The organism is Lachnoclostridium phocaeense (assembly GCF_959599685.1).
Taxonomy (GTDB): domain Bacteria; phylum Bacillota; class Clostridia; order Lachnospirales; family Lachnospiraceae; genus Claveliimonas; species Claveliimonas monacensis.
In genome coordinates, this window is sequence record NZ_CAUGIN010000002.1 from 91,521 (window position 1) to 104,572 (window position 13,052).

11 protein-coding genes are annotated in these 13,052 nt (G+C 55.4%); 2 read left to right on the forward strand and 9 right to left on the reverse strand.

The window, feature by feature from the left end:
• Positions 1-50 precede the first annotated feature (50 nt).
• Positions 51-1,322, reverse strand: a complete 1,272-nt coding sequence (locus Q5911_RS01340) for a sensor histidine kinase (RefSeq protein WP_303180382.1) — start codon at positions 1,320-1,322, stop codon at positions 51-53.
• A 3-nt stretch (positions 1,323-1,325) separates the two neighbouring features.
• Positions 1,326-2,027: a response regulator transcription factor gene (locus Q5911_RS01345; RefSeq protein ID WP_303180384.1), complete on the reverse strand. Its 702-nt coding sequence runs from the start codon at positions 2,025-2,027 to the stop codon at positions 1,326-1,328.
• Between the two features lie 121 nt (positions 2,028-2,148).
• On the opposite strand from Q5911_RS01345, the gene Q5911_RS14885 reads away from it, so the two are divergent.
• On the forward strand, positions 2,149-2,283 hold the full coding sequence (locus Q5911_RS14885) for a response regulator transcription factor (RefSeq protein WP_303180506.1): 135 nt from the start codon (positions 2,149-2,151) through the stop codon (positions 2,281-2,283).
• Positions 2,284-2,294: 11 nt separating this feature from the next.
• Here Q5911_RS14885 and Q5911_RS01355 read toward each other — a convergent pair whose 3' ends face one another.
• From Q5911_RS01355 to Q5911_RS01380, 6 genes are all read right to left on the reverse strand, one after another.
• A complete protein-coding gene (locus Q5911_RS01355; protein ID WP_033124409.1) occupies positions 2,295-2,543 on the reverse strand; it encodes a hypothetical protein in 249 nt (82 codons plus the stop codon).
• Between the two features lie 22 nt (positions 2,544-2,565).
• Positions 2,566-3,585 carry a sensor histidine kinase gene (locus Q5911_RS01360; protein ID WP_076777947.1) on the reverse strand — a complete coding sequence of 340 codons (1,020 nt, stop codon included), beginning with the start codon at positions 3,583-3,585 and terminating at the stop codon, positions 2,566-2,568.
• A complete protein-coding gene (locus Q5911_RS01365; RefSeq protein WP_303180388.1) occupies positions 3,582-4,256 on the reverse strand; it encodes a response regulator transcription factor in 675 nt (224 codons plus the stop codon). Before Q5911_RS01365 ends, Q5911_RS01360 begins: the two co-directional genes overlap by 4 nt.
• A gap of 102 nt (positions 4,257-4,358) precedes the next feature.
• On the reverse strand, positions 4,359-7,556 hold the full coding sequence (carB, locus tag Q5911_RS01370; protein WP_087172817.1) for a carbamoyl-phosphate synthase large subunit: 3,198 nt from the start codon (positions 7,554-7,556) through the stop codon (positions 4,359-4,361).
• A complete protein-coding gene (locus tag Q5911_RS01375; RefSeq protein WP_076777950.1) occupies positions 7,556-8,626 on the reverse strand; it encodes a carbamoyl phosphate synthase small subunit in 1,071 nt (356 codons plus the stop codon). The genes carB and Q5911_RS01375 overlap by 1 nt, the downstream gene beginning before the upstream one ends.
• Before the next feature lie 210 nt (positions 8,627-8,836).
• Positions 8,837-10,117, reverse strand: coding sequence for a transglutaminase domain-containing protein (locus tag Q5911_RS01380; RefSeq protein WP_303180391.1), 1,281 nt, complete (start codon positions 10,115-10,117; stop codon positions 8,837-8,839).
• A 150-nt stretch (positions 10,118-10,267) separates the two neighbouring features.
• Between Q5911_RS01380 and Q5911_RS01385 the strand changes: the two genes are divergently transcribed.
• Positions 10,268-11,506, forward strand: coding sequence for a peptidoglycan-binding protein (locus Q5911_RS01385; RefSeq protein ID WP_303180393.1), 1,239 nt, complete (start codon positions 10,268-10,270; stop codon positions 11,504-11,506).
• A gap of 122 nt (positions 11,507-11,628) precedes the next feature.
• Here the strand turns inward: Q5911_RS01385 and Q5911_RS01390 are convergent, their stop codons facing one another.
• Positions 11,629-13,044, reverse strand: a complete 1,416-nt coding sequence (locus Q5911_RS01390) for an oxaloacetate decarboxylase subunit alpha (RefSeq protein WP_281725184.1) — start codon at positions 13,042-13,044, stop codon at positions 11,629-11,631.
• Positions 13,045-13,052 lie beyond the last annotated feature (8 nt).

Sequence of the window (13,052 nt, forward strand, 5' to 3'; positions counted from 1 at the left end):
TTACAGTAGATATCCTACTCCCTTAGCCTTACAGCCAGATGAATGTGAGCTTACAGTTTCGTCACCTGCCCGCCGGATGCGGCCTCTGTCCCAAAGCCCGGAAAGGAGATGATAAACCGGCTCCCCCGGCCGGGCCGGCTCTCCACCTGTATCACGCCTCCCTGCCCCTCTATGACAGACTTTGCCAGGGGAAGCCCAAGCCCGCACCCCTCCCTGTCAGAGGAGCGGCTGCTCCTGTAGAAGCGCCGGAAGATAAAATGGATGTCCTCCGGCGGTATGCCGTGGCCGTTGTCCTCCACGAAAATCCGCAGCATGGCCGGGGACTCCTCCCACCGCACCCGGATGACACCGCCCGGGTCCGTGTGGTCCAGGGCATTTTTTATGAGGTTGGAGAGGGCCTCCCGCATCCAGGACCTGTCACAGACCAGATGGGAGCGTTCCTCCCCCTGAAGGAGGAGCTGCTTTTCTTCCTTGCGGGCCCTGTCAAGGAGCTGCTCCGCCGCCTCCCCGGCAAGCCGGCCCACAGGCCAGTCCTCCTTCTCAAAGGCCACCGCCCCTGCGTCCAGCCGGGCCACCTTTAAGAGCGTCTGGATGAGCTCCTGTATCCGCTCCAGTGCCTTCAGGGCCTTCCCGGAAAACTCCCGCACCACGGAGGGCTCCTCCGGCTCTCCCTCCATGATCTCCATGTACATGAAAAGAGCGGACAGCGGGGTTTTCAGCTGGTGGGAGATGTCAGAGAGAGTCTCCTTCATCATCTCCTTTTCCGCCTGCCTGGCCTGGCTCCTGGCCTGCAGCGCTGTGGCAAGCTGCTCCGCGGAGGCGAACATCCGGAACAGAGTCCCCCGCTCATTTCTCGGCAGATGACGGGAGAAATTTCCCCCTGCGTACTCTCCCATCACCTCCGCCGCCCTCTCATAGAGCCGCTGTCTCCGTCCCAGGAAGAGAAGGGTCCCCATAAGCAGCAGAAGGGACAGCCCGCCAAAGACAGCGGCCTGTCCTCCCACCTGCCTCATCCCCGCCTCATAGAGGTCCGGCAAAAGCCAGAGGGGCGTGGTCTCCTCCGTGTAGCCCGCCTGCAAAAGGAACCTCTCTCCTTCCGCTGTCACCTCTGTCCCGGCAAAGGCTCTGGCAATGACCGCAGGCTCCACCCCCTCCCCGAGGAGGCCGGAGCTGACCCTGCCCTCCCACTGGAAATAAAGGGTCCTCATCCGGTCTGTCTGCCCCCATCCAAGGAGACAGGCTGCCGCCACCATGGCCGCCGCCAGAAGGAGGATAAATGCCAGGTAGCTCCTCGTCTGTCTTTCCTCCAAAATCCCTCTCATCTTTTATCCCCTCCTCTGTCCCTTCCATTCATAGCCTCGGCCCCGCACTGTCAGAAGGTGGGCCGGAGCCGACGGGTCCTCCTCCAGCTTTTCCCGCAGACGGCGCACATAGACGGACAGGGTGTTGTCGTCCACAAAGCTCCCGTTTCCATCCCACAGGGCATCCAAGATCTGAGTCCTTGTCAGCACCCGGTCCTCATTTTCCACGAGAAGGCAGAGGAGGCGGTACTCTGCCGCTGTCAGCTCCAGCATCCTGTCCTCCATGTAGGCCCGGCCTGCCAGAAGGTCTATGAAAAGGCCGCCGGAGCGCAGCTCCTTTCTCTCCCTCTCCTGGGGCCGGCTGCTGCGCCGAAGCTGTGCCCGGATGCGGGAGCACAGCTCCCCTAAGCGGAAGGGCTTTGTGATGTAGTCGTCCCCGCCCCCGTCCAGCCCCCGGATCACGTTGGTCTCCTCGTCAGCCGCCGTGAGGAAGATAATGGGGATGCCCGTGTCTTGCGCCCTCACCTGCCGGCACACGTCAAACCCGGTCCCATCGGGGAGAGATACGTCCAGGAGCAGAAGGTCATAGTCCTCCGTCCGCTCCAGCCTTTCCATGGCCTCTTCCACCGTGCGGGCCACGGTAAGCCGAAATCCGTTTTTCTCAAGGGAATACCTAAGTCCGTCTATCAGGCTTTGATCGTCCTCCAGAAGAAATAGTCTGTCCATGCTCTGCTCCGCCTCCTGTTTTGCTGTAGTCAGTGGTTATATTATACCATGGCCGCGCAGCGCCCGCCTCCTTCTTACAAAAATGTAAGGATCTTCCTCCCAGGGGATAAAGCGAAAAGAAATCGCCCGCCGCTTACAGGTAAGCGAGCGGACGGTATCCAACCATCTGCAGCATATATTTGAGAAGCTCTTCGTCTCCTCCTCCGTGGAGGCGGTCACAAAGGCCATCCGCCTGGGGTATCTGCCGCCCCTTTAGAAGCCCCTCCTTCACATGTAGATTTCCATCCTGGAGATGAGATTGGTCACGTTCATCTTGCTGGCAAAGAGCTGCCGGTAGGTGGCGCTCTTCGTCCGCCCGGCCTGGGAGAGGCGCTCCATATCCGCAGTGATCCTGTCCTGCTCCGCATAGAGGGCCTCATAGAGGTCTTCCAGGCGCCCCAGCCGGTCTATGGCCTCCTGGATGTCCGGAGCCGAATAGCCCTTTTCCTTCTTTGTCGTCAGTCTCTGTATCTTCATTGGTGTTCTCCTCTCTCTTCTTTTATTCTGCCTCCACAGGCTTTCTCCCCAGGTCCAGAAAGACCTTCGTCCCCTCTCCCGGCGCAGACTGGATCCGCATCCCGTGTCCCAGTCGGTCCATCACTCTCCTGCAAAGATAGAGGCCAATGCCCGTGGACTTCTTGTACTCCCTCCCGTTGTATCCGGTAAATCCCCGCTCAAAGACCCGGGGCAGGTCCTCCTGGGCAATGCCGATGCCTGTGTCCGCTATGACAAGGGCGATCTGGCTGGGGCCGTCTTTTTGTGCATAGATGGAGACAGCGCCCTCCTTTGTGTATTTCAGCGCGTTGGACAAAATCTGTTCTATGACAAACACAAGCCACTTCTCATCCGTCAGCACCAGGCTGTCCGTCTCCTTAAAGTCCAGCTTCAGCTTCTGGATGATAAAGAGCCTGGAATATTTTCTCACCGCCTGGCGGATCAGGTCGTCCAGGGGATACCAGGAGAGCACCATATCCTGGGAAATGTCCCCGATCCGCAGATAGGTCATGACCATCTCCACATACTGCTCTGTCCGGAACAGCTCCTTGTCCATCTCCCTTAAAAAGCTGTCCTTCCCCTGCCGTTCTCTTTCCTCCTCCTGGAGAAGGAGGCGCATGGCCGCTATGGGCGTCTTGATCTGGTGCCCCCACAGACTGTAATAATCCATGCTCTCCTGCCGCCTCTCCGCAGCGTCATTTTTCTCCTCGCTCCTCTTTCTTAAAAGCTCTGTCAGCATTTCCTGGTACTCCCTCTCCGCCAGAGTGTCCGCCCCCGGAAGCATGGGGTCCGCATAGGGGAGATTTCTCCGTATCTCCTCTATCCGCCTTTCTCTCTTCAGATAGCGGGCAAGGTCCAGAGCCGTGCACACCAGCAGGATGACTGCCGACAGGAGCAGGGCATAGCCCACAGCGTCCCGCGTCACCTCATAGAGATAGCCCACAAGGGCAAAAATGAACACAGTCCCGGCATAGACAGCCAGGGGCCTTCTTATTTCCTTCAGATAGTATCCAAACGTCTTCATGCCTCCACCATGTACCCGATGCCTTTCTTCGTCACGACAGCCTCCTCCAGGCCGATCTGGGCCAGCTTCTTTCTGAGCCTTGCAACGTTCACCGTCAGCGTGTTCTCGTCGATGAACGCGTCGCTCTCCCACAGCCTTGCGATGATCTCATCTCTCGTCACGATCTTTCCCGCATTTTCCAGGAGACACTGGAAAATCTTAAATTCATTTTTCGTCAGGTCCGTCTTCCTGTTCTGGTAGGTGACTGTAGCGTCCGCCAGATTGAGGATGCAGCCCCTGTACTCCATGAGGCTTGCGCTGCCCCGGTAGGAATAGGCCCGCCGCAGGAGCGCCTGCACCTTGGCGGTGACCACATGCAGGTCAAAGGGCTTCTCGATAAACTCATCCCCTCCCATGTTCATGGCCATGACAATGTTCATATTGTCGCTGGCAGAGGAGATAAAAATGATCGGCACATCCGAAACCTGCCGTATCTGGCTGCACCAGTAAAATCCGTTGTAAAAGGGAAGGCCGATATCCAGGAGCACAAGGTCCGGCTCCACCCTGGTAAACTCAGCCATGATATTCTTAAAATCCTCCGCTATCACTGTCTCATGATCCCAGCCCTCCAGATGTCTCTTCAGTGCCTCCGCGATGGTGCTGTCGTCCTCCACGATCAAAATACGGTACATGCTGTCATCCTCCTTTTCGCTTTTTCATTGTACCATAAAAAACAGACAGGAATGATATTCCTGCCCGTTTTTTTATTTCTTCCTCTCTTATCTGGCCCTCTCCTAAATCTTCGCAATGTCGATGAGGGTCAGCTTCTTGATGTCCGTGTTCTCCAGACTGGTGATGAGGGCCTCCGCCGTGTCGATGGCTGTCAGCACGTTGACGCCTGTCTCGATGGCGTTCCTGCGGATCACAAAGCCATCCCTTGCCCTGTCCGCCCCCTGAGGCGGCGTGTCGATGACAAGGTCGATCTTGTGTCCCAGTATCAGATCCATAAGGTTGGGTGACTCCTGCTCTATCTTGTTCACGGGAACGGCCTTCACGCCTCCGGCCTGCAGGGCCTCGGCTGTGCTCCTTGTGGCGAAGATCTTGTAACCGATCTTCTCAAAGCGGCGTCCGATCTCCACAGCCTCCGGCTTATCCTCATCCCGGACGGTGATGATCATGTTCTTGTGCTTCGGCAGCTTGATGCCGGCTCCCAGGAATGCCTTGTAGAGGGCCTCGTCAAAGGTCTTTGCGATACCCAGGCACTCTCCTGTGGACTTCATCTCAGGTCCGAGGCTAATATCAGCGCCCCGGATCTTCTCAAAGGAGAATACCGGCATCTTGATGGCAAAGTAGTCTGCCTCCTTCTGCAGTCCCGGGGTGTAGCCCAGGTCCTTCAGCTTGTGTCCGATGATCACCTTTGTTGCCAGCGGCACGATGGGGATGCCTGTCACCTTGCTGATGTAGGGAACGGTACGGCTGGACCTGGGGTTGACCTCGATGACGTACACGTCCTCCCCGCACACGATGAACTGGATGTTGATCAGTCCGATGACATGGAGGGACTGGGCCAGCTTCCTGGTGTACTCCTCGATGGTCTTCTTTGTCTTCTCGGAAATGCTCTGCGCCGGATAGACGGAGATACTGTCTCCGGAGTGGATACCCGCTCTCTCAATATGCTCCATGATACCCGGTATGAGGATGTCCTCTCCGTCGCAGACAGCGTCCACCTCGATCTCCTTGCCCTGGAGATACTTGTCTACCAGGATGGGGTGATCCTGAGCGATCCGGTTGATGATACCGATAAACTCATCTATGTCATGGTCGTTGATGGCGATCTGCATGCCCTGTCCGCCAAGTACGTAGGAAGGACGTACCAGCACAGGATAACCAAGGCGGTTGGCAACCTCTTTTGCCTCCTCAGCAGTAAACACCGTGCCGCCTGTTGGGCGCGGGATACCGCATTTCTCCAGGATCTCGTCAAAGAGCTCCCTGTCCTCTGCCGCGTCCACGTTCTCTGCGGATGTACCAAGGATGGGCACGCCCATCTTCATGAGAGCTTCTGTCAGCTTGATGGCTGTCTGGCCGCCGAACTGTACCACGGCGCCGTCCGGTTTCTCCAGATCCACGATGCTCTCCACATCCTCCGGTGTGAGAGGCTCAAAATACAGCTTGTCTGCAATGTCAAAGTCTGTACTAACTGTCTCCGGGTTGTTGTTGACGATGATGGTCTCATATCCTTCTTTGGAGAAAGCCCATGTACAGTGCACGGAGCAGAAGTCGAACTCGATCCCCTGTCCGATACGGATGGGGCCGGAACCGAGGACAAGGACTTTCTTGCGTCCCTTTGTCTCCTCCACCTCATTTTCGCTTCCGTATACAGAGTAGTAGTACGGTGTGGCAGCCGCAAACTCAGCCGCGCAGGTGTCAACCATCTTGTAGGAAGCAGTAATGCCGTACTCGTGGCGCATGTCATGGATCTGACGCTCTGTGTTTCCGGTCAGGTCTGCGATCACATTGTCCGGGAACTCCATTCTCTTTGCCTCTTTTAAGATGTCTGCTGACAGAGGTGTTGTCTTCAGTGTCTGCTCCATCTCTACCAGGCGGGCGATCTTGTCGATGAACCATTTGTCAATCTTTGTGATCCTGTTGATCTCATCGTAGGAGATGCCTTTTCTCAGTGCCTCCGCGATCATCCAGATACGGCGGTCGTCCACGATCTCCAGCTTCTCCAGCAGTTCCTCTTTTGTAAGGGCCGTGAAGTCGTAGGACATAAGGCTGTCCACATGCTGCTCCAGGGAGCGGATGGCCTTCATGAGGGCGCCCTCGAAGTTGTCACAGATACTCATGACCTCTCCTGTGGCCTTCATCTGGGTTGTCAGCGTACGCTTTGCGCTGATGAATTTATCAAACGGAAGACGGGGCATCTTCACCACGCAGTAGTCCAGCATGGGCTCGAAGCTTGCGTATGTCTTCTGTGTAACTGCATTCTTGATCTCATCCAGGGTGTATCCAAGAGCGATCTTGGCCGCCACCTTGGCTATGGGATAGCCTGTTGCCTTGGAAGCCAGGGCAGAAGAACGGCTGACACGGGGATTTACCTCGATAACGCAGTATTCAAATGTATCCGGGTGCAGGGCATACTGCACGTTACATCCACCGGTGATGTTCAGCTCGCTGATGATGTTCAGGGCTGAGGTACGGAGCATCTGGTACTCCTTGTCCCCCAGTGTCTGAGAGGGAGCCACTACGATACTGTCGCCTGTGTGCACGCCGACCGGGTCAATGTTTTCCATATTACATACCGTGATGCAGTTGCCGTTGCCATCCCGCATCACCTCGTACTCAATCTCTTTCCAACCCGCGATGCAGCGCTCCACAAGGACCTGTCCCACGCGGGAGAGGCGAAGTCCGTTTTCCAGGATCTCCACAAGCTGCTCTCTGTCGTGGGCGATACCGCCGCCGCTGCCGCCCAGCGTGTAGGCGGGGCGCAGGACTACCGGGTAGCCTATCTTCTCTGCGAACTTGATACCATCCTCCACGTTCTCCACCACAAGGGAAGCCGCACATGGCTCGCCGATCTTCTCCATGGTGGTCTTGAACTCCAGACGGTCCTCCGCCTTCTTGATGGTCTCGGATGTGGTACCGATGAGGCGCACATTGTTTCTCTTCAGGAAGCCGTTCTCCTCCAGCTCCATGGCCAGGTTCAGAGCTGCCTGTCCGCCCAGAGTGGGAAGGACGCTGTCCGGCTTCTCCTTCAGGATGAGCTGCTCCACCACTTCCACTGTCAGAGGCTCGATGTAGACGCGGTCCGCAATATCCTTGTCTGTCATGATGGTGGCAGGGTTTGAGTTGAGAAGGACAACCTCCAGGCCTTCCTCTTTCAGAGAACGGCAGGCCTGTGTTCCCGCATAGTCAAATTCTGCCGCCTGCCCGATGACGATCGGACCGGAACCGATAACCAGTACTTTTTTAATATCTTTATTTCTAGGCATTAGTTTGCTCCTTTCATCATATCCATAAACCTGTCAAACAGATACCCGGAGTCCTGTGGTCCCGGACATGCTTCCGGATGGAACTGCACAGTGAAAATATTCTTTCCTACATAGGAAAGTCCCTCGTTTGTGCCGTCGTTGACATTGACAAAGGCCTCTTTTGCGATGGCCGGGTCAATGGTGGAGGCATCCACCGCGTAGCCGTGATTCTGGGAGGAGATGTACACCCGGTTGTTTGTCAGATCCTTCACCGGATGATTGCCGCCTCTGTGACCATATTTCAGTTTGTATGTCTTTGCCCCATTGGCAAGAGCCATAAGCTGGTGTCCCAGACAGATGGCAAAGATGGGGATATCTGTCTCGTAGAGCTTTTTGATCTGCCCGATGATCTCCGTGCAGGTCTCCGGGTCCCCGGGGCCGTTGGAGAGCATGATGCCGTCCGGCCTGGAGGCGATGATCTCCTCAGCGGTCGTGTCTGCCGGATAGATGGTCACCTGGCAGCCTCTCTTGTTGAGGGACTTTGCGATATTGTTCTTGGCTCCGAAATCCATCAGCGCCACCCTCGGTCCATTTCCTTCCAGCACATATGGTTCCTGGCATGTAACCTTTGACACAACATCTCCCACTGTGTACGCATGAAGTTTCGGAAGGATCTCATCCAGATCAAAGTTTTCATTGGTAGTGATCATACCGTTCATGGTTCCCTTTTCCCTCAGGATCTTGGTGAGGGCGCGGGTATCAATTCCTGCGATGCCCGGGATATCCTGCTCCTTTAAGAAGTCCTGGATGGTTCCCTCGCAGCGGAAGTTGCTTGGCATTCTCGATAATTCTCTTACGATGTAACCGTCCGGCCATGCTTTCTTTGACTCCATGTCCGGTGTAATTCCGTAATTTCCAATCAATGGATAGGTCATAACTACGGCCTGTCCTGCGTAAGAAGGGTCAGTCAGCACCTCCAGATAGCCTGTCATGGAGGTATTAAATACAATTTCACTGATCATGTCTCTCGTAGATCCAATGCTGGTTCCCGTAAAGACAGTTCCGTCTTCCAAAATAAGAAACGCTTTCATTTATTCACCTTTTCCCTTCACAATGTTTTCATGTAATATGCGAAGATTGTTCTGCCAGCTGAAGCGCCCGCATGTTTCCGGGCGAAATAAAAGGCAGTATGTGCAAGCACAACTGCCTTTCTACATTTCTCCCCAGCGACAAATCATGTCTCCACAAATTGTAAAGATTATACTACAGATCAGGACAATTTTCAACCGATAAAATACATTTTATTCGTAGTCCCAGTACATGGTTATCTTGTCAAGGCTGTCATCGTCCCGGTAGGAGTATCTCACCGTGCCGATACCGTACAGGTGAGCCAGGTTCCGGGCTGCCCTGTCGGCCAAGTCCGTCAGCACTTCCTCCCTGGCTTCCCGGTACACCTCCGGCCCTGAAAACTTCAGCACAGTCATCCCTTCTCCTGCTGCGATGGAACGGTTCATAGCCTGCAGGATGGTCTCCGGATCGTAGGTCTCATAGTACATGCCGTTCACCACATAGTAATTGTAGGCCATGGTACTGCAGGCCGGGAGCTCCTGGTCGCTGTCCGGCGTATGGGTCCGGAAGAGCTGTGTGTCATCGCAGCACAGGTAATCGTAGGCGATCTCCGGACTCTCCTGCGCCTCCTGGTCCTCTTCCCGGCCCTCCTGGAGGTAGACCGGGTCTCCCCAGGTGGCATCCACATAGCAGTACTGTCCCTCGCACCTGGCCAGGTTCCAGGCGTGGCCGCCCTCCCCTGACCGGGAGACGGCCGTGCCGCTGACGTAGGTGCAGAACACGCCCAGCCTCTCCAAAAGATACTGCACCGCCTTGGCGTAGCCGGCGCACACCGAGTGCCTCCCCACAAACACGCTGTAAATATTCTGATTGTCCGGTGCTGACAGGTCATACTCCACGCCGCCTATCACATACTCGTACACGTACAGGATCTTATCGTAATCACCTGCCTGGCTGTCTATCCCTGACAGACACTGGTCCGCCTCCGCCTCTATCCGGCTCCGGCGCTCCTCCTTTTCCTCCTCCGAGCAGTTGTACTCCGGCCGCAGTGCGGCGCTGCGGCCGGAAAGTCCAAAGGAGGCGCTGCTCGTCACCACGCTGCCGGCCCCGTCGCACCAGAATATTTCCGGGTAGTCCTTCATGACCAGGCCGTACAGACGGTCTATCTCCTCCGTGGACGCGTCCTCCAGCTCTATCTCCTCCTGAAAGGCCAGAAGTCCATCCCGTATCTTCCCGTAGACCTCCCTCTCCCTCTCATCCAGCTGCTGAAAGTAGTACTTTTCTGTCCCGGAAGGCTCCCCGGACACCGCGCTTCCCTCTCCTGCCCCGGCCTGCTCCTGTCCGCCGTCCTCTGTGGACGCATCCTCCAGGGCTGCCGTCTCCATGATCTTCTCCTGCTGCGCTCTTAAAAGGGCGGCAATGCTGTCCCTGCAGCCAAAGAGGACCGCTCCGGCGGCAGCCGCCAGGAGCAGGCAGAGCACCCCGCATCCTCTCTTTCTCTTTCTTCTATCCATATAGCCAAACTCCTGTCAAAAAATCCTGCGGGCCGGCACAGCCGGCTTTTTCGTATCCACATATAGTATATGAAAATTTTCTTTTTTTCACAATCTGATTTTCCCCTCATATACTGACACTGACAAAACCATTGTGCCGGGAGGTTCACTATGCCTTCTTCCATAGGAAAACTGAAGATCAACGTCACCTCAGAAATAAACGGGTATCCGGTCTCCGGCGCCGACATCCGCATCTCCTACACCGGCATCCCCGACAACATACTGGAGGAGACTTCCACGGACAGCTCCGGCCAGACAGAGACACTGGAGCTGGACGCGCCGCCCGTGGAGTACAGCTTAGATGTCAATTCTGACGAGCAGCCCTACTCCGAGTACACTATCCTCGCCAGCGCCCCGGGATTTGAGACAGTCAGCATAGCAGGGGCCGAGATCCTGGGAGATGTGACTGCCATCCAGAACATAAGGATGCGTCCCTCCGACTCCACAGACAGGCGGGAGGAGCGCTTTGTCATCCCAGCCCACACTCTCTACGGGAACTATCCTCCCAAAATCCCGGAGGATGAGATCAAGCCGGTAAATGAGACCGGGGAGATCGTCTTAAGCCGAGTGGTGGTGCCGGAGTACATCGTGGTCCACGACGGCAGCCCCAGGGACAGCACGGCCCGGAATTACTATGTGAAATACAAGGACTACATCAAAAATGTGGCCTCCAGCGAGATCTACGCCACCTGGCCCGCCAACACCATCCGGGCCAATGTGCTGGCCATCATGTCCTTCACCTTGAATCGGGTTTATACAGAGTGGTACAGGAATCAGGGATTTGATTTCACCATCACCTCTTCCACAGCCTTTGACCACAAGTGGATCCCGGAACGGAATATCTATGATACCATCTCCGTCATCGTGGATGAGCTCTTTGCGGATTACCTGTCCCGCCCCAATGTGCGCCAGCCCATCCTGACCCAGTACTGCGACGGGCGCCAGGTACAGTGTCCAAACTGGATGACCCAGTGGGGATCAAAATCTCTGGGAGACCAGGGCTACTCTCCCATTGAGATCCTACGCTACTACTACGGGGATGACATGTACATTAACACCGCAGAGGCCATCTCCGGCATTCCCTCCTCCTGGCCCGGCTACAATCTGGAAATCGGCTCCACCGGAGCGAAAGTCCGTCAACTCCAGGAGCAACTGAATGTTATTGCCGGAGCCTATCCAGCTCTCCCCACACTTAACGCAGACGGCATTTACGGACCTGCCACGGCTGAGGCAGTGCGGCAGTTCCAGGGAGTCTTCGGGCTGCCACAGACAGGGATTACAGATTATTCCACCTGGTATAAAATTTCCGAAATCTACGTGGGCGTATCCCGGATCGCGGAGCTCACCTGAAGAGAAACAGTCTTCAATGTATAGCCATGTATAAAAAAGCAGACAGGCCGCGGCAGATCCCATGATCTGCCGGCAGTCTGTCTGTCCACTATTTCTTTCTTACACGATCCTCCGTTGCCCTGTTATACAGGATAGCTTCCGCTTTCTGTATCCGCAACAACAGGATCGATCTTTGTCTGCTGTGCTTCCCTGTATTTGAAGAAGTCTGTTGCCACCTGCGGGAAGAGGGCGTATGTCAGCACGTCCTCATCCTGCTGGATCCACTGCTCACACTCTTTTCTAAGCGTATCCAGCTCATCCGGGATCAGATCTGCCGGGCGGCATGTGATAACTTCCGGATTATCTCCGAGAACCTTCTTAACCACATCCGGGTTGAACGGTTTAACAGTAGCACCGTATTTTCCGCTCAGGACGTCCTTTGTCTCTTTTGTGGCCATCTTGTAGCGCTCTCCCATCAGCACATTGAACACAGCCTGTGTTCCCACGATCTGTGAGGAAGGTGTAACAAGAGGTGGCTCGCCCAGATCCTTGCGGACTCTCGGCACTTCTTCCAGGACCTCGTAGTACTTATCCTCAGCGCCCTGCTCTTTAAGCTGGGATGTAAGGTTGGAGAGCATACCTCCGGGTACCTGGTACAGAAGTGTCTTGATGTTGACGCCAAGGTTCTTCGGATTGAGAAGTCCGCTGTCCAGAGCCTCATCTCTGATAGGACGGAAATAGTCCGCGATCTCCGCCAGAAGCTTCTGGTCCAGTCCTGTATCGTAAGGTGTTCCGCGGAAGGTCTCCACCATAACCTCTGTGGCCGGCTGGGATGTTCCCAGGGCGAACGGAGACATCGCTGTGTCGATGACGTCCACACCTGCCTCCACTGCTTTCAGGTAAGTCATGGAAGCCACGCCTGATGTGTAGTGGGTGTGAAGCTGAATTGGGAGATCCACTGCCTCTTTCAGTGCTCCGATCAGCTTTGTAGCCTCGTAGGGCAGAAGCAGACCTGCCATGTCCTTGATACAGATGGAATTGGCACCCATATCCTCAATTCTCTTGGCGATGTCTACCCAGTAGTCCATTGTGTAGGCATCTCCCAGTGTGTAGGAAAGGGCCACCTGTGCGTCCGCTTTCTCCTTGTTTGCCGCCTTGACCGCAGTCTGCAGGTTGCGGAGATCATTCATACAGTCAAAGATACGGATGATATCAATGCCGTTTGCCACGGATTTCTGTACGAAGTACTCTACCACGTCATCTGCGTAGGGACGGTATCCCAGGATGTTCTGTCCTCTGAAAAGCATCTGAAGCTTTGTGTTTTTAAATCCATCCCTGAACTTGCGAAGTCTGTCCCAGGGATCTTCCTTCAGGAAGCGGAGGGACGCGTCAAATGTAGCGCCGCCCCAGCACTCCACGGAATGGTAGCCGACCTTATCCATTTTATCGATAATGGGCAGCATCTGCTCTGTTGTCATACGTGTGGCGATCAGAGACTGGTGTGCATCCCGCAGAATGGTTTCTGTTATTTTCACTGGTTTTTTCTGAATTTCTGCCATTATTTCTT